Origin of the sequence: Mesorhizobium sp. L-2-11 (genome assembly GCF_016756595.1) — a bacterium.
GTDB lineage: Bacteria > Pseudomonadota > Alphaproteobacteria > Rhizobiales > Rhizobiaceae > Mesorhizobium.
Genome location: NZ_AP023257.1, coordinates 3,460,114 through 3,478,209, shown reverse-complemented (window position 1 = coordinate 3,478,209; position 18,096 = coordinate 3,460,114). Strand labels below are relative to the sequence as shown.

Here is an 18,096-nt window from a genome sequence, read left to right as displayed (position 1 = left end):
CGAACTGGCGGAATACGGTCGTTAGCTCACACCAGCTCCACTTCCACCACACCCGGCACAGCGCGCATGGCCGATGCGATCTGTGGCGAGACGCGGTAACGGCTGGGCAGTTCGATCTCGACCTCGCCCTGCGCCTCATCCTTGATGACGATGATGCTCACCTGACTGTCGCCGCGCTGGGTAAGCTGCGATTGAATCGCCGACGCCGGCCGGTCGTCCCTGACAAAGATGCGCAAGGCCTTCTGGATGCGGCTTGCCTCGTCCTCCAGCGACTGCACCGTCTGGATGCGCAGATTGACGCCTTCGGGCCTGTCTTCGGCCGATACTGTGATCACCACCGAACGGCCGGGCTCGAGCAGGTCGCGATATTGCGCCAGGCCTTCGGAAAACAGCACTGCTTCATACTGGCCTGACGTGTCGGAGAACTGCACGACGCCCATCTTGTTGCCGGTGCGCGTCTTGCGCTCCTGCTTGGTGGTGACGGTGCCGGCAAGCCGCCCGGCGGCAGCGCCGCGTTTGACGGCGGCCGAGAACTCGGCCCAGGTCTGCACCCGCATCTTCTGCAGCGCCGCCTTGTATTCGTCCAGCGGGTGCGCCGAGAGATAGAAGCCGACCACCTGGAATTCACGGTGCAGGCGGTCGGCGGCAAGCCACGGGTCGGTCGCCGGCAGATTGAGCGCCTGTGACTGCGCGCCGAGCGAGGCGCCGAAAATGTCGTGCTGGCCCGACATTGCATTCTGCTGCGCCAGCGACGCCAGCCCCATCATCCGCTCGACGCCCGCCATCATCGCGGCACGGTCGTGGCCGAAGCAGTCGAGCGCACCGGCCATGATCAGGCTTTCGAAGACCCGCTTGCCGACGATCTTCGGGTCGACCCTTTCGCAGAAATCGGCGAGGTTCTTGAACGGTTTTGCGCCGCGCATGGCGACGATATGCTCGACCGCCGCGTCGCCGACGCCCTTGAGCGCGGCCAGCGAGTAGAAGATCCGGTTCTCGCCGACTTCGAAGGCGCGGAAGCTTGATATCACCGACGGCGCCACGACATCGATGCCGAGGCGCAGGGCATCCTGGCGGAAATCGGCGAGCTTGTCGGTGTTGCCCATGTCGAGCGTCATCGACGCGGCCAGGAATTCGACCGGGTAATGCGCTTTCAAATAAGCCGTCTGGTAGGAGACGACCGCATAGGCGGCGGCATGCGACTTGTTGAAACCGTAGTCTGCGAACTTTGCCAGCAGGTCGAAGATGAAGTCGGCTTGCGGCTTGCCAACGCCGCGCTCGATCGCGCCCGAGACGAAGCGCTCGCGCTGCTTGTCCATCTCGGCGCGGATCTTCTTGCCCATGGCGCGGCGCAGCAGGTCGGCTTCGCCCAGCGAATAGCCGGCAAGCTCCTGCGCGATCTGCATCACCTGCTCCTGGTAGACGATAACGCCTTGCGTCTCCTTCACCAGATGGTCGATCTTCGGGTGGATCGACGCCATCTCTTCGTCGCCATGCTTTCTGGCGTTGTAGGTCGGGATGTTCTCCATCGGGCCCGGCCGATAAAGCGCGACCAGCGCGATGATGTCCTCGATGCAGTCGGGCCGCATGCCGATCAGCGCCTTGCGCATGCCGGCACTTTCCACCTGGAACACGCCGACCACCTCGCCGCGCGACAGCATGGCGTAGGTATCGGGGTCGTCGAGCGGGATGTGGGCGAGATCGATCTCGATACCGCGGCGACGGATCAGCTTGACCGCGGTTTCCAACACCGTCAGCGTCTTCAGGCCGAGGAAGTCGAACTTCACCAGCCCGGCCTGCTCGACATACTTCATGTTGAACTGGGTGACCGGCATGTCGGAGCGCGGATCGCGGTACATCGGCACCAGTTCCCAAAGCGGCCGGTCGCCGATGACGATGCCGGCGGCGTGCGTCGAGGCGTGGCGGTAGAGCCCTTCCAGCTTCTGCGCCATGTCGAGCAGCGTCTGCACGATCGGCTCGCGCTCCGCCTCTTCGGCAAAACGCGGCTCGTTGGCGATGGCATCGGCGAGCTTGACCGGATTGGCCGGGTTAGACGGCACCATTTTGCTGAGCTTGTCGACCTGGCCATAGGGCATCTGCAGCACGCGGCCGACATCGCGCAGCACCGCGCGGGCCTGCAGCGTGCCGAAGGTGATGATCTGGCCGACCTGGTCGCGTCCGTATTTCTGCTGGACGTAGCGGATAACCTCCTCGCGCCGGTCCTGGCAGAAATCGATGTCGAAGTCGGGCATCGACACGCGGTCGGGATTGAGGAAGCGCTCGAACAGCAGCGAGAAACGTAGCGGATCGATGTCGGTGATGGTCGTCGAATAGGCGACCAGCGAGCCGGCGCCCGAGCCGCGCCCCGGCCCGACCGGAATGCCTTGCGCCTTCGCCCATTTGATGAAATCGGCGACGATCAGGAAATAGCCGGGGAATTTCATCTTCTCGATAATGCCGAGCTCGAATTCCAGCCGTTGGCGGTATTGCTCGACCGTATAGCCAGGGGCCAGGCCGTGCGCGGCGAGCCGCGCCTCCAGTCCTTCATGCGCCTGTCTGACAAGCTCCTGCGCCTCCGCCTTCACCGCCGCGTCGGCGTCGGCGACATCGCCGCCGGCAAAGCGCGGCAGGATCGGGTTGCGGGTCTTGGGATAGTAGGAGCAGCGCAGCGCGATTTCGACGGTGTTGTCGATCGCTTCCGGCAGATCGGCGAACAGCCTCGCCATGTCGGCCTGGCTTCTCAGAAAATTGTCTGAAGACAGCCGCCGGCGATTGTCGACGGCGACGACCGACCCTTCGGCGATGGCGATCAGCGCGTCATGCGCCTCATAGTCGTCGCGCGAGGAGAAAAACGCCTCATTGGTGGCAACCAGCGGCAAGTCGTTGGTATAGGCGAGATCGACTGACGATTTCTCGATGACCCGGTCATAGCCAGAAACCCGTTCCAGCTCGACATAGAGCCGGTCGCCGAACAACGCCTTGAGCGCCAGAAGCCGTGTCTCGGCGAGGTCGCGGCGGTCCTCTTTCAGCGCGTTGCCGATCGGGCCGCGCGGCCCGCCGCTGAGACAGATCAGGCCGTCGCAATAGCCTTGCAGCATCTCGGTCGTCAGATGCACGGCCTCGCCGGGCGGCGTCTCCAAATAGACCCGGCTGACCAGCCTGACCAGATTGCTGTAGCCGGCCTCGGTCGCCGCGATCAAAACCACGGGCCGCATTTCCGGGCCTTGTCGCCTGCGGTCGCGCTGGCTGTCGCTGGCTTCACCGGAAAAAGCGAGAGCGGTCTGGCAGCCGATGATCGGCTGGATACCCTCCTTCACCGCCTTTTGCGCAAATTCGAGCGCGCCGAACAGATTATTGGTGTCGGTGACGGCGATGGCCGGGGCGTCATCCCTCACCGCATGACCGACGACCGTGCCGAGCTGCAAAGCGCCCTCGAGCAGCGAATAGGCCGAATGCACACGCAGATGAATGAACGGCCGCGCCGGCGCTTCCGGCCGCGACGCCTTCACAAAGGCCTCGCGCCGCAACGGATCGCGGGGAAGTGTATCATTCGCCATGGTTTTTTAGCGCCGTTTGAAAGGACTCAGTCGATGAAGATGTATTGTCCGGCACCGGACGATGCGAGTCCAGCGGCAGTGAGGCACAAAGCAAGAACAAACGCGCTGTGCGACAGAAAATGCGAATTCCTGCCCCACCCGAACTCGTGCCAACCTATTGTCAGGTCGCATTCCTTCGCGCCCCCCTCTGTCCTGCCGGACATCTCCCCCTCTAGTGGGGAGATTGGCTATCATCTCGGCTTTCGCCAATCTCGTCGGATGCAGAAGGGGTGCTGTCCTCGAAGCTGCCGATCTCCCCCCTGGAGGGGGAGATGTCCGGCAGGACAGAGGGGGGCGCTGTCCCGCCAACCTTGGAAGAGTGCCAAGGCGCGTTTCAGCCTCACGCAAATTCCATGATCACCGCGTCGACGGCGAGACTGTCGCCCGGTTTTGCCTTGAGTTTCGACACGGTGAGATCGCGTTCGGCGCGCAGCACATTTTCCATCTTCATCGCCTCGACCACTGCCAGCGTCTCGCCGGCCTTGACCTCCTGCCCTTCGGCAACGGCGATCGACACGACAAGGCCGGGCATCGGGCAGAGCAGCATCTTGGAGGTGTCGGGCGCCACTTTTTCCGGCATCAGCCTTTCGAGTTCGGCGATGCGCGGCAGCATGGCGCGTGCGCTCACCGACATGCCTTTCCAGGCGATGCGAAGCCCGTTCGGCACCGGCCTGACCTGCGCGGCAATTCTTCGCTCGCCGACCGTTCCGCGCCAGACGAGATCGCCCGGCCGCCAGTCGGACGCCACCGTCAGCGCCGTGCCGCCGTCGATCGACAGCCCGAGTTCCATCGGAATGGAGATCATGCCTTCGATAACCGAAGCCGAAAGGTAATCCTTGCCGATCTTGACCACCCAATCGCGTTTCAGCACACCCGAATGCGGCGCCAGCCGCCCGCCGAGCCGGTCGAGCCGGTCGCGGCGCAGCAGTTCGACCGCGGTTGCGATGGCTGCGAGCACGGCCTTTTCCTCGCTATCAGGCACGATCGGCGCGAAGCCGTCCGGATATTCCTCTGATATGAAGGCGGTCGATATCCGCCCTTCCCGCCAGCGCGGATGCTGCATCAGCGCCGCCAGGAACGGCATGTTGTGCTCGATGCCGTCGACGACAAAACTGTCGAGCGCTTCGGACATGGCGTCTATTGCCGCGAGCCGCGTCGGCGCCCAGGTGCACAGCTTGGCGACCATCGGATCGTAGAACATCGAGATTTCCGAACCCTCGGTAACCCCGGTATCGTTGCGGATGACGATGTCGCCGGACTGTCCCTCTTGCGGCGGCCGGTATCTCGTCAGCCGGCCGATCGACGGCAGGAAATTGCGATACGGGTCCTCGGCGTAGAGCCGGCTTTCCACCGCCCAGCCGTTCAGCCTGACGTCGCTTTGCTGGATGGCGAGCTTTTCGCCGGCCGCTATGCGGATCATCTGCTCGACCAGGTCGATGCCGGTGACAAGCTCTGTCACCGGGTGCTCGACCTGCAATCGCGTATTCATTTCAAGGAAATAGAAGTTCTTTTCGCTGTCGACGATGAATTCAACCGTGCCGGCGCTCTGATAGTCGACCGCCCTGGCCAGCGCCACTGACTGCTCGCCCATGGCTTTCCGGGTCTTGGCGTCGAGGAAGGGCGAAGGCGCCTCTTCGACAATCTTCTGGTTGCGGCGCTGGATCGAGCATTCGCGCTCGCCGAGATAAAGCGCGTTGCCGTGCGCGTCGGCCAGCACCTGGATCTCGATGTGGCGCGGATCGACCACGAACTTCTCGATGAAGACGCGGTCGTCGCCGAACGAGCTTTTGGCCTCCGACCGCGCCCGGTCGAACCCGTCGCGCACCTCGGCCTTGCTCCAGGCGATGCGCATGCCCTTGCCGCCGCCGCCGGCCGAGGCCTTGATCATCACGGGATAGCCGATCTCGCCGGCGATCTTTTCCGCATGGACAGCATTCTCGATGACGCCGAGCCAGCCGGGCACCGTGCTGACCTTGGCTGCATTGGCGAATTTCTTCGACTCGATCTTGTCGCCCATCGCCCTGATCGCTCTGGGTTTGGGGCCGATGAAGACGATGCCGTCTTTCTCCAGCGCCTCACAGAAGGATGCGCGTTCGGACAAAAACCCGTAGCCTGGATGCACGGCTTCAGCACCTGTCGCCTTGCAGGCAGCGATGATCCTCGCCGGCACCAGATAGCTCTCAGCGGCCGGCGAAGGCCCGATATGGACAGCCTCGTCGGCCATTTCGACATGTACGGCGTCGCGATCGGCATCCGAATAGACCGCCACGGTGGCAATGCCCATCTTGCGCGCCGTCTTGATGACGCGGCAGGCGATCTCGCCACGATTGGCGACCAGGATTTTTGTGAACATGCGGGTTGCGTTCCCTCGGCTGCCTTTCTTTTATGGGCTTCGCCCGGCCGGTCAAGGCAAGTTGGCGCATATCCCCGGGCGCAAGTCGTCCGGCGCCGGCCAAACCCGGCAACGAACTGTCAATTCGTCCCATAGTCCAGAACCTGCAGATACGCTAATGCTCCGCCCCGATTGCAGATTTGCCCTGAGAGGAGATCCCCGATGAAAACCCGCGCCGCTGTCGCTGTCGCCGCCGGAAAGCCGCTGGAGATCCTGGAGGTCGACCTCGACGGCCCGCGCGCGGGCGAGGTGCTGGTCGAGATCAAGGCGACCGGCATCTGCCACACCGACGAATTCACGCTGTCAGGCGCCGATCCCGAAGGCATCTTTCCGGCGATCCTCGGCCATGAGGGCGCGGGAATCGTCGTCGACGTCGGCAAGGGTGTCACCTCGGTCAAGAAGGGTGACCACGTCATCCCGCTCTACACGCCGGAATGCCGGCAATGCCCGTCCTGCCTGTCCAGAAAAACCAATCTGTGCACCGCAATCCGCGCCACGCAGGGGCAAGGGCTGATGCCGGACGGCTCGTCGCGCTTCTCGATCGGCAAGGACAAGATCCTCCACTACATGGGCTGCTCGACCTTCTCCAACTTCACCGTGCTGCCCGAGATCGCGCTCGCCAAGGTCAACCCCGACGCGCCCTTCGACAAGATCTGCTACATTGGCTGCGGCGTCACCACCGGCATCGGCGCGGTGATCAACACGGCCAAGGTCGAGATCGGTGCCACGGCCGCCGTCTTCGGCCTCGGCGGCATCGGCCTCAACGTCATCCAGGGGCTGCGCCTTGTCGGCGCCGACATGATCATCGGCGTCGACCTGAACAACGACAAGAAGGAATGGGGCGAGAAGTTCGGCATGACGCATTTCGTCAATCCGAAGGAGATCGACGGCGACATCGTGCCCTATCTCGTCAACATGACCAAGCGCGGCGCCGACCAGATCGGCGGCGCCGACTATACGTTCGACTGCACCGGCAGCACCAAGGTGATGCGGCAGGCGCTTGAGGCATCGCACCGCGGCTGGGGCAAGTCGGTGGTCATCGGCGTTGCCGGCGCCGGCCAGGAGATCTCAACGCGCCCGTTCCAGCTCGTCACCGGACGCACCTGGATGGGCACCGCCTTCGGCGGCGCGCGCGGCCGCACCGACGTGCCGAAGATCGTCGACTGGTACATGGACGGCAAGATCGAGATCGACCCTATGATCACCCACACGCTGAAGCTGCAGGACATCAACAAGGGTTTTGACCTGATGCATGAGGGCAAGAGCATCAGGAGCGTGGTGGTTTACTGAGAAATCGCGACGTGGACCGCGAAGAAGCATAGCAATCGATTTAGGTTTGCGCTGCCCCTCATTGCCCTGCCAGGCATTTCTCCCCGTATAGTGACGGGGAGAAAGACGCCTTCGCAAAGGATTTCGCCAATCTCCAGCGTTGCAGAAAGTGAGCGGAGATTGCAGCCAGATTGTCCAGCCGATAGATAGGTAACAGTTTGAACCGGATACATAGGTTACAGTTTTCCCCCCTTCTCCTGCGCAGTGGTGTCCGCCGCAGCGCCGGCTGGTCGGGGTTGCAAGGCGCTGCGGCGGACCAGGCGCATTCGCTTGAGATCGATGTGGCCGAGCGGGTGGGCGTAGAAGCGTAAGGCCCATTCGCCGGTTTCGGTTTCTTCGACGGCGACCGGCTCGCCGGCAAGCGAGGCCGAGACATAGATCTCGCCGCCCTGCCACTTGATCGCGCCATTGTTGCGCACGCGCCTGACTGCGGCCTCGGCCGGATAGTCGGGCTCGGGCACGTTGGCCGGCATTTGCCGCTCGCTACCGCGGTAGTATTCGGCCGGCGTGTCCATGCCGAGCGCCTCATGCGGACGCTCCTCATTGTACTCGCGACGGAAGGCGTCGAAAGCCTGGCTCTGCGCCTGTCTGTCGATCTCAGGCGCCTTGGCCAGCGGCAACATGGTCAGGTGAAAGCGCTCGTGGCAGCCGTTCTGCTGAGGCTTGCCGGGCGCGATCCGCTCCAGCGCGATGCCGAGCTTGATGAAGCGCACCGCAAGCGGCGTCAGCCCGGTGACGCCGGCCGACGCGAAGGGTGAACCATTGTCGCTTCTGAACCGATCCGGCAGACCATGCTCCTCAAACAGCCGTTCGAACACCGGCCAGGCCTCCTCATCTGCCGTCGAACCCGTCGCTTCGAGCGCCAACAGGTAGCGGCTCCACGCATCCAGCACTGTCAACGGTTCGCAGCGCCACCCGTCACGGGTCCGGAACCAGCCCTTGTGGTCGCCCGTCCACACCGCATTCGGCCTTTGCGCATCTGGCCAGGGGCCGTTGCCCACAGCTCTCCAGCGCCCCCGCCGCCGGCCGACAAGGCCGTGGCGCTTCAGAATCTCGCCGGCCGTCGAGATCGCCGGCCACGGGTGCGACGGCGCCTCACGCTTGAGCCGCCCGATGATCTTCTTGGGCCCCCATGCCGGATGCGCCTCCTTCAGCGCAACGATCCGCTCAACCAGATCGGCAGCGGTCGCGCGGCCGTGATTGAGCGGCGCTCGCGGCAGATCATGCAAACCTTCCGGGCCGAACTCCCGGTAACGACCAAGCCACTTGTAGCCGATCTTGCGCGATATCCCGTACCGCTCGCAAACAGCCGTCATCGTCTCCTCTCCCGAAAGGCAATCCACTATAAACCTCAACCGCTCGTCCATGATGTCAGTCTCTCGCCAAACCATCGCCGGTACCTCCCGGCGGACAAGAAAACTGTCACCTATGCAATCGGTCTACTCTGTTACCTATCTATCCGGTTCGGACAAGATTCCCTTCTCCCCGTCACTATACGGGGAGAAGGTGCCGGCAGGCGGATGAGGGGCGGCGCCGACATCGACATTAGTCATTCCAACATGGGTTGGCTTTCATACGCTTGGAACGAACCATGCCCGCACCCGCCATTTACGTCGATGCCGATGCCTGCCCGGTAAAAGTCGAGGTCGAAAAAGTCGCCGAGCGCCATGGCGTCGCCGTCACCTTTGTCTCCAATGGCGGCCTGCGCCCGTCGCGCGATCCGATGATCCGCAACGTCGTCGTATCCAAGGGCGCCGACGCGGCGGACGACTGGATCGTCGACAATGCCAAGCCCAACGACATCGTCGTGACATCAGACATCCCGCTTGCCGCCCGCACGGTGGCGCTCGGCGCTCATGTGCTTGGGCCGACCGGACGCCCGTTCACGCCGGAGACGATCGGCATGGCGGTGGCGATGCGCGACCTCAAGCAGCATCTGCGCGAGACTGGCGAAAGCAAGGGCTACAACGCCAGTTTCGCGCCGCAGGACCGCTCGCGGTTTCTCGGCGAGCTCGACCGCATCCTGCGGCGTGCGCTGAAATCCGCCGAACCGGATTAGCGCCTGATCCCGAACCGCAGGTCAGCGCAGCAAAATCGGAATCGATTTTTCGGGATCATGCGCACAATTAAAAAATGCTATGATGACGATTTGCGCGTCCGAAGGACACGCGGCGGTAGAGAAGATGGACCGCCATCAGAGGCCGGGCCATGACGACCGATCTGCCCCTGAAGAAACCACTGCACCGCCACATGCAGTTCGCGGTGTCGGCCTGCGTCGGTGTCGTGGCCCTGGCGATCGCGTTGGTCTTTCGCACTCCGCTCGCCTTTTCGATCGGCGCCAATGCGTTTTTCGCCGCCTACACCGTCATCGTCGTCGCCCAGATGCCGCTGCTCACCGGCCGCTATCTGAGCAAGAATGCCCGCGCCACCGACCAGCCGGTTCTGGTCATCTTTGCGGTGACGCTGATTGTCGTCGCCGTTGCAATCATCTCGCTGTTCCAATTGATCAATCGCGAGGGCAGCGCGCACCCTGTCGAACTCACCTTTGCGCTGCTGTCGATCCCGCTAGGCTGGTTCACCATCCACGCCATGACGGCGCTGCACTACGCGCATGTTTACTGGGTCAATGATGAAGAGACCGACACCGGCAGCAAAGCGAAACAGAAAAAGCCGGTCGGCGGCCTCGTATTTGCCGGTAAGGAACGGCCGGACGGCTGGGATTTCCTCTACTTCTCGACCACCGTCGGCATGACCTCACAGACCTCCGATACCGCGGTCTCGACCACGCAAATGCGTCACATCGTGCTTTTGCATTCGATCCTGTCGTTCTTTTTCAATACAGTGATCGTCGCCGCCGCGGTCAACCTCGCCGTCAGTCTCGGGAGCCGGTAGCACCGGGCAGTCTGTAATAATTCCGTGATCGGATGAAACATCGCTTTGGCCGGCAACGTATTGGGAGGAGAACGATCGGAAAGGCCGACTAAGCGGCCGGAAGGACGCGAAAAAATGCAATCGGTTGCCAGGAGCCAATCCACTGTAGGGCCAGATACTGCCGCGCCGAAGGATGCAACGCTGATCTACCGGCAGTCGCGCTGGACGCGGCTGACGCACTGGCTTTGGGCCATCTCGCTGTTCTTCATGCTGCTTTCCGGCCTGCAGATCTTCAACGCCCGCCCACAGCTCTATATCGGCAAGGAATCGGGATTCGCCTATAACAACACCATCTTCGCCATCGGCGCCGAGAACACCGCAAACGGCCCGCGCGGCTACACCGAAATCTTCGGCAAGCGCTTCGACACAACCGGTGTGCTCGGCTGGTCGGGGCCGGCGGGTCGGGAGACGTCCCGCGCCTTCCCGTCCTGGGCGACGATCCCCTCCTATTATGACCTCGGCACCGCCCGCGTTGTCCATTTCTTCTTCGCCTGGATACTGACCACGACACTGGTCGTGTGGCTGGTCGCCAGCCTGGTCAACGGCCATCTGCGCCGCGATCTTGTCCCGCGCATCGACGATCTCAGGCGCTTGCCGCGAGACATCGTCGATCATGCCAAATTCAAGTTCCACCACACGCGCGAATACAACACGCTGCAGAAGATGGCCTATGGCGGCGTGATGTTCGTGCTGCTGCCGCTGATGATCATCACCGGCCTTGCCATGTCGCCGAGCATGAACGCGGCGCTGCCGTTCCTCAACGACCTGCTTGGCGGCCGGCAGACGGCGCGGACAATCCATTTCATCGTGATGCTGCTGCTCGTCGCCTTCTTCATCATCCATATGCTGATGATCATCGCTGCCGGCCCGATCAACGAGCTGCGTTCCATCATCACCGGCTGGTACCGGACCGATCCGCCGGTGCATGGCGGCAAGACGCCGCAGAGGAGTGCGTGAGATGGCGAAGTTTGTGATCAGCCGCAGAAAATTCCTGACCTCGGCCAGCCTCGGCGTCTCCGGCATCATGCTGTCGGGTTGCGATGCCTTCGACAGCCAGCTTCGCGTCGGCGACGGCCTGCGCAGTTTCCTTGAAGGCGCCAACGGCCTGACCTGGCGCGCGCAACGCCTGCTTGCCGGCGATTCGCTGGCGCCGGAATTCACCGAAGCCGACATTCGCCAGCCGCAGCGGCCGAACGGCGTCACCGCGCCGGACGACGATGTCTACAAGGGCCTACTCGCCAACAATTTCGCCGACTGGCGCCTCGAGGTCTCCGGCCTCGTCGAAAAGCCGCTGTCGCTGACCCGTGAGCAATTGATGAACATGCCAAGCCGCACCCAGATCACCCGCCATGACTGCGTCGAAGGCTGGAGTTGCATCGCCAAATGGACCGGCACGCCGCTGTCGCTGGTGCTGGATCAGGCGGTGGTCAAGCCGCAGGCGCGCTACGTCATGTTCCATTGCCTCGACACGATCGACCGCAGCCTGTCCGGCGACATCAAATATTACGGCTCGATCGACCTGATCGATGCCCGTCACCCGCAGACGATCCTTGCCTATGGCCTGAACGGCAAGCCGCTGCCGGTCGAGAACGGCGCGCCGCTGCGCGTCCGCGTCGAGCGCCAGATCGGCTACAAGATGCCAAAGTATCTCCGCAAGATCGAACTGGTCGACAGTTTCGCCGCCATCGGCGGCGGCAGGGGCGGCTACTGGGAGGACAATGGCTACGACTGGTACGGCGGCATCTGATCGCAGAGCATGATCCCCGAAAAGTGGAAGCCGGTTTTCGGAAAAATCATGCTCAAAAGAAAATAGCCGCTCAGTAGCTATCGCGAAGACTTGTCGCTGACAGGTGACAAGGTGTCGCCGACAGGCTATGGATGACGAGTCGAGGGCTCGAAACGAGTCCTACCTGTTTGCGGGAGAGAGCAGCGAGAGCTGCCGCCGAAGGGGAAATCGCCCGAAATCTCTCAGGCAAAAAGAACCGTAGACGGGAAAGGCACTCTGGAAAGTCGGGGTTTTATTCGCCCCGCGCCGAAGGTGTAAGCGCTGCCGACAGAGTTACGGGGCGCGAGTCTCTCAGGCTTCAGACAGAGGGGCACGGACTGGCCGCCACTCGCGGCCGATTGCGTGCGACTCTGGAGACGACATGACGGGCGACGACACCAAACACCTTCCCCTCGAAGACTTGCACTTGGCCGCCGGTGCGCGCTTTGGCGCCTTCGCCGGCTGGTCGATGCCGCTCACCCATTCGGCCGGCGTGATGAAGGAGCACCTTCATACCCGCGAACATGCCGGCCTGTTCGACATCTCGCACATGAAGCTGTTCGAGATCAGTGGCCCGGGCGCTGAGGCACTGCTCAATCGTGCCTGCCCGTTCGACGCCGGCGCGCTTGAGATTTCCCAGTCCAAATACACGTTCTTTCTCAATGAAGCGGCCGGCATCATCGACGATCTGATCGTCACCAGGCTCGGCCGGCAACGCTTCATGGTCGTCGCCAATGCCGGCAATGCCGAAGCCGACGAAAAACACCTTCGCCAGCTTGCCGACTCTGATGCCAAGGGGGACTTTGACGCCAAGATTGAAGCACTCGACCGCGTCTTCCTGGCGATCCAGGGTCCCGAAGCCTGGGCTGCCCTGTCGCGCGCCGGCATCGAAACCGGATCGCTGCTGTTCATGCACGGCTTCGAGCCGCGCGAAAACTGGTTCATGAGCCGCTCGGGCTATACCGGTGAAGACGGTTTCGAGATCGGCCTGCCGGAAGCGGACGCGCGAAATCTCGTCGCCAAACTGCTCGAGGACGAGCGCGTGATGTGGGTTGGGCTGGCCGCCCGCGACAGCCTGCGGCTCGAAGCAGGGCTGTGCCTGCACGGATTGGACATCACGCCTGAGATCGACCCGGCCAGCGCCGGGCTGATGTGGGCGATTCCGAAGGAGGTTCGCGCCTCTGGCGCTTTCATCGGCGCTGACGCATTGCGTGCAATCCTGGAGCGCGGCCCGGCGCAGAAACGCGTCGGCCTGAAGCCGGAAGGCCGCCAGCCGGTGCGCGCCGGTGCAGCCCTTTTCGATGCCGACGGCAATCCCGCCGGGCACGTCACCTCCGGCGGCTTCGGCCCGTCGGCCGGCCATCCGGTCGCCATGGGCTACGTCCAGGCGTCGCTGGCCAAACCTGGCGCAAAACTGTTCGCCGACGTTCGCGGGACCAAAATCCCGGTCGATATCAATCCCCTGCCCTTCACGCCGCATCGCTATCGCAAAGGATGAACTTCATGGCAAAGACCTATTTCACCGAAGATCACGAATGGCTCCGCGTCGAAGGCGGTGTCGCCACCGTCGGAATCACCGACTACGCGCAGGAGCAGCTCGGCGATCTCGTCTTCGTCGAATTGCCGGAGCCTGGGAAAAAGCTGGCCAAGGGCGATACCGCCGTCGTGGTCGAATCGGTCAAGGCGGCGTCGGACGTCTATGCACCGGTCGACGGCGAGATCACCGAGGCCAACACCGCGCTTTCGTCCGATCCGTCCCTGGTCAATTCGGCGGCGACCAGCGACGGCTGGCTGTGGAAGATGAAGCTGGCCGATGAAAGCCAACTCGAAGGTCTCCTGGATGAGGCCGCCTACAAAGCCCATATTGGTTGAAAGAGCAGGACCAGGAAGATGACCGGAGCACCCTACCCCTTCTCGGCCCGCCATATCGGCCCTGGCCTCAATGATGTCAGAGCCATGCTGGCGACGATCGGCGTTCCCTCGGTCGAGACGCTGATCAGCCAGGCGGTGCCGAAATCGATCCGGCTCGACCGGCCGCTGGCTTTGCCGGCCCCGGCGAGCGAAGCGGAGGCGCTGGCCGAGCTGTCAGCGACAATGGCGAAAAATACGGTTTTGAAAAGCTTCATCGGCGCCGGCTACCACGGCGTCCACGTGCCGCCGGTCATCCAGCGCAACCTGTTCGAGAACCCGGCCTGGTATACCGCTTACACGCCCTACCAGGCCGAGATCAGCCAGGGCCGGCTCGAAATGCTGTTCAATTTCCAGACCTTGGTCACCGAACTGACTGGGCTGCCGGTGGCGTCGGCCTCGCTGCTCGATGAGGCGACGGCGGTGGCCGAAGCAGTCGGCATCGCGTTACGCCACCACCGCGACAAGCGGACCAAAGTGGCGCTGGCCGGCACGCCGCATCCGCAGACGCTTGACGTCGTGCGCACCCGCGCCGAGCCGCTCGGCATCGAGGTCGACGGCGACACGATCGACGACAACACAGCCGCTCTGCTGGTCTCCTGGCCCGATACGTTTGGCATCTATGGCGACCACCGGGCGGCAATCGAGAAAGCCCGCGCCATCGGCGCGCTGGTCGTCTTCATTGCCGATCCGCTCGCCCTGACGCTGACCGACGCGCCGGCTGCGCTTGGCGCCGACATCGCCGTCGGCCCGATGCAGCGCTTCGGCGTGCCGATGGGCTTTGGCGGGCCGCACGCCGCCTATTGCGCCGTTTCCGACAGGCTGACACGGCTGATGCCAGGCCGACTTGTCGGCCAGTCGACCGACAGCAAGGGCCGGCCCGGCTATCGCCTCGCGCTACAGACGCGTGAGCAGCATATCCGCCGCGACAAGGCGACCTCCAACATCTGCACCGCACAGGCGCTGCTCGCCAACATGGCGACCGCCTATGCGATCTGGCACGGCCCTGCCGGGCTGCAGGCGATTGCCGGCCGAATCCATGCATTGGCCAACCGGCTGGCTGACGGTCTCAAGGCAGCAGGAATCTCGGTGCTTGGCGCCAACCGCTTCGACACGGTGACGGTGGAAATGAAAGGCAGAGCCGGGGCGATTGGCGCCGCTGCCGAAAAGACCGGCCGATTGCTGCGCGTTATCGACGCCGACCACATCGGCATCAGCTTCGACGAGACCTCGACCGATGCGGATCTGGAGGCGATCGCGGCGCTATTCGGCGCCAAGCCGGGCACAGCCGTCGGCAGCACCATGCCCGGAAAACCGCGCGGCAAGGCGTTTCTCACGCAGCCTGTCTTCCGCGAAAACCACTCGGAAACCGAGATGATGCGCTTCCTGCGCCGGCTGGCCGACAAGGACCTGGCGCTCGACCGCGCCATGATCCCGCTCGGCTCCTGCACGATGAAGCTCAACGCCGCCGCCGAGATGATGCCGGTAAGCTGGCCAAGCGTCGCCAATCTGCATCCATTCGCCCCGGCAAGCCATTCGGCCGGCTATCGCGCCATGGTCGGCGAACTGGAAGGCTGGCTGGCGGAGATCACCGGCTTCGACGCGGTGACCCTGCAGCCCAATGCCGGCAGCCAGGGCGAATATGCCGGGCTGCTCGCCATTCGCGCCTATCACCGCTCACGTGGCGAAGGCAACCGCACCGTCTGCCTGATCCCGTCATCGGCGCATGGCACCAATCCGGCGAGTGCGGCGATGGCCGGCATGAGCGTCGTCGTCGTGCGCTGCACCGAGGATGGCAATATCGATTTGGACGATATGAGTGCCAAGGCCAATGAGCATTCCAAGAACCTCGCCGCGCTTATGTTCACCTATCCCTCGACGCATGGCGTGTACGAGGAAGGCGCGCGCCACCTCTGCGCCCTCATCCATGAACATGGCGGCCAGGTCTATTTCGACGGCGCCAATCTCAACGCGCTGGTCGGCCTTGCCCGCCCCGGCGACATCGGCGCCGATGTCTGCCACATGAACCTGCACAAGACCTTCTGCATCCCGCATGGCGGCGGCGGTCCCGGCGTCGGCCCGATCGGCGTCAAGGCGCATCTAAAGCCGTATCTGCCCGGCCACGTCAGCGAAGGCTCGGGTCATGCGGTGTCGGCTGCACCGTTCGGCAGCGCTTCGATCCTGCCGATCACCTGGATGTACATCCGCATGATGGGCGCCTCGGGCCTGAAGCAGGCGACCGAGACGGCGATCATTTCCGCCAACTATGTGGCGACGCGGCTCGCACCGCACTTCCCGCTGCTCTACAAGGGCAGGCACGATCGCATCGCGCATGAATGCATCCTCGACACCCGCGTGCTCAAGGACAGTGCCGGCATCAGCGTCGACGATATCGCCAAGCGGCTGATCGACTATGGTTTCCATGCGCCGACCATGTCGTTTCCGGTCGCCGGCACGCTGATGGTCGAGCCGACTGAGTCCGAGCCCAAGAACGAGCTCGATCGCTTCTGCGAGGCGATGATCGCGATATCGGGCGAGGCAGCCAAGGTGGCGAAGGGCGAATGGCCGCTGGCCGACAACCCGCTGGTCAATGCGCCGCATACCGCCGCCGAGGCGCTGGCCGGCCAGTGGACCCATCCCTATTCGCGCCTGGAGGCGGCCTACCCCGCCGGCGATGCCGACACATCAGCCAAATACTGGCCGCCGGTGTCGCGCATCGACAATGTCGCCGGCGACCGCAACCTCGTCTGCTCCTGCCCGCCGCTGTCGGAGTATCTGGGGGCGGCGGAGTAAACCATGATCCCGAAAAGTGGAATCCGGTTTTCGGACAAGATCATGGTCTAACAAGGAGATAGACCACGATCCCGAAAAGTGGAAACCGGTTTTCGGACAAGATCATGGTCTAACAAGAAGATAGAAGCCTCAATCAGGCCGAACGCAAGGCCGGCGCGTCGGCCTTGCTCGCCTTGTTCTGGGCGACGACGCGATTTCGCCCGGCGCGCTTTGCCGCATAGAGTGCAGCGTCGGCTTCGGCCAGCACATTGTCGAGACTGGTGCCATCCGTCCCGCCAAAGCCGATGCCGCCACTGACTGTGCTGCGCAACGGACCAAGCTGGGTGGCGACGACTTCCGTGCCGAAGGCGACGCTGATCTTGCTCGCAATGTCGTAAGCCTTCTCTTCAGTCATCCGCGACATGACGAGGACGAATTCCTCGCCGCCCAGCCGGAAGGCGTCGACTCCGGTCCTGGCATATTTCCTGATGACAGCGGCGAAGCGGCGCAGAACCTGATCGCCGACCGGATGACCGAATACATCGTTCGTTTTTTTGAAATGATCGAGGTCGAACATGGCGACGGACATGAACGGGCCGAAAACCCGCTCACCGTAGAATGCCGTCAACGCCCGCCGGTTCATCAGCCCGGTCAAGGGGTCGGTCATAGTCTCGGCCTTCAGTTCGATCTGCGCCTGCAAATGATGCAGGGAGAGCGTCAATGCGCCGAGTCCCGTCATGCAGGCGACCGCCACGGCGGAATTCAACCGTTCGGCCCAGTTGTCGGGCGCAACGCCGAGCACCCATTGGCCCTTGACCAGCAGGACCGTGCCGCAAAGTCCGAAGGACAGCGCACAGACGCCGCTCAGGAACGAAACGACCAGCAATATCCGGCGATCATGGCCACCTTTGATCCAGAACATCACCCCGATAAGCGAGAGCAGCGCCGTTACCGTCGCGTAGGTGACGATGAAGCCGACGCCATCAAGGCCCAGCGAGGTCGCGCCTGCGCAAACCGCCATCGCAGCCAGGGTCGGCAAGATGGCGCGCCTGTAGTCGCGGACGCCGAGATACTGCATGGCCGACAGGCAGAGGGTCAGGAAGCCCAGGCTGAGAAGCGCAAGCAGGATCTGGCAAAGCCAGGGGCTGGGATGCCTGGCATAATGCCAGAACAGGACCACATGCGCGACGAGCACGAGAATGCCGCACGCCACAGACAGCACAAAGCGTGCCTGTGGCGCGGTGAACCAGATCGCAAACATGGTGATGCTGAGGCACGTGCCCGACAGCGCTGCCGCAAGCAGGAGCGAACTGTAATCCAACATGCCTAAGCGACAGCCTCTTCACGGGTTCTGCCGCATCCTAGGTCAGCAGCAATCCGCGAATACCCTTTTTCGGCCAACCTTC

12 protein-coding genes and 1 riboswitch are annotated in these 18,096 nt (G+C 63.3%); of the genes, 8 read left to right on the top strand and 4 right to left on the bottom strand.

All coding sequences use genetic code 11. The features are described from left to right. Positions 1 to 26: 26 nt before the first annotated feature. Positions 27 to 3,554: a DNA polymerase III subunit alpha gene (dnaE, locus tag JG739_RS16615; RefSeq protein ID WP_202362545.1), complete on the bottom strand. Its 3,528-nt coding sequence runs from the start codon at positions 3,552 to 3,554 to the stop codon at positions 27 to 29. Between the two features lie 379 nt (positions 3,555 to 3,933). Next, the gene (locus JG739_RS16610) at positions 3,934 to 5,946 is read right to left on the bottom strand and encodes an acetyl-CoA carboxylase biotin carboxylase subunit (RefSeq protein ID WP_202362544.1); all 2,013 of its coding nucleotides are present in this window, start codon (positions 5,944 to 5,946) and stop codon (positions 3,934 to 3,936) included. Between the two features lie 201 nt (positions 5,947 to 6,147). Between JG739_RS16610 and JG739_RS16605 the strand changes: the two genes are divergently transcribed. Further along, on the top strand, positions 6,148 to 7,275 hold the full coding sequence (locus JG739_RS16605; RefSeq protein WP_202362543.1) for an S-(hydroxymethyl)glutathione dehydrogenase/class III alcohol dehydrogenase: 1,128 nt from the start codon (positions 6,148 to 6,150) through the stop codon (positions 7,273 to 7,275). Between the two features lie 215 nt (positions 7,276 to 7,490). Here the strand turns inward: JG739_RS16605 and JG739_RS16600 are convergent, their stop codons facing one another. Continuing rightward, a complete protein-coding gene (locus JG739_RS16600) occupies positions 7,491 to 8,705 on the bottom strand; it encodes an integrase core domain-containing protein (RefSeq protein WP_202362542.1) in 1,215 nt (404 codons plus the stop codon). 200 nt (positions 8,706 to 8,905) lie between these two features. On the opposite strand from JG739_RS16600, the gene JG739_RS16595 reads away from it, so the two are divergent. The 7 genes from JG739_RS16595 to gcvP all read left to right on the top strand — a co-directional run bounded on the left by JG739_RS16595 (position 8,906) and on the right by gcvP (position 16,711). Further along, on the top strand, positions 8,906 to 9,373 hold the full coding sequence (locus JG739_RS16595) for a YaiI/YqxD family protein (RefSeq protein WP_202362541.1): 468 nt from the start codon (positions 8,906 to 8,908) through the stop codon (positions 9,371 to 9,373). A 149-nt stretch (positions 9,374 to 9,522) separates the two neighbouring features. After that, positions 9,523 to 10,206: a DUF1345 domain-containing protein gene (locus JG739_RS16590; protein WP_202362540.1), complete on the top strand. Its 684-nt coding sequence runs from the start codon at positions 9,523 to 9,525 to the stop codon at positions 10,204 to 10,206. A 114-nt stretch (positions 10,207 to 10,320) separates the two neighbouring features. Next, positions 10,321 to 11,202 carry a cytochrome b/b6 domain-containing protein gene (locus JG739_RS16585; RefSeq protein ID WP_202362539.1) on the top strand — a complete coding sequence of 294 codons (882 nt, stop codon included), beginning with the start codon at positions 10,321 to 10,323 and terminating at the stop codon, positions 11,200 to 11,202. Position 11,203: 1 nt separating this feature from the next. Continuing rightward, complete coding sequence (locus JG739_RS16580; RefSeq protein WP_202362538.1) at positions 11,204 to 11,992, top strand: molybdopterin-binding protein; 789 nt, start codon at positions 11,204 to 11,206, stop codon at positions 11,990 to 11,992. Positions 11,993 to 12,152: 160 nt separating this feature from the next. Beyond that, positions 12,153 to 12,240, top strand: a riboswitch (glycine riboswitch). A gap of 152 nt (positions 12,241 to 12,392) precedes the next feature. Continuing rightward, complete coding sequence (gene gcvT, locus JG739_RS16575) at positions 12,393 to 13,508, top strand: glycine cleavage system aminomethyltransferase GcvT (protein WP_202362537.1); 1,116 nt, start codon at positions 12,393 to 12,395, stop codon at positions 13,506 to 13,508. A gap of 5 nt (positions 13,509 to 13,513) precedes the next feature. Further along, complete coding sequence (gene gcvH, locus JG739_RS16570; RefSeq protein ID WP_202362536.1) at positions 13,514 to 13,882, top strand: glycine cleavage system protein GcvH; 369 nt, start codon at positions 13,514 to 13,516, stop codon at positions 13,880 to 13,882. Positions 13,883 to 13,900: 18 nt separating this feature from the next. Further along, complete coding sequence (gene gcvP / locus JG739_RS16565) at positions 13,901 to 16,711, top strand: aminomethyl-transferring glycine dehydrogenase (protein WP_202362535.1); 2,811 nt, start codon at positions 13,901 to 13,903, stop codon at positions 16,709 to 16,711. A gap of 133 nt (positions 16,712 to 16,844) precedes the next feature. Here the strand turns inward: gcvP and JG739_RS16560 are convergent, their stop codons facing one another. After that, positions 16,845 to 18,014 (bottom strand): GGDEF domain-containing protein, encoded by a 1,170-nt coding sequence (locus tag JG739_RS16560; protein ID WP_202362534.1) that lies wholly within the window; start codon positions 18,012 to 18,014, stop codon positions 16,845 to 16,847. Between the last annotated feature and the right edge of the window lie 82 nt (positions 18,015 to 18,096).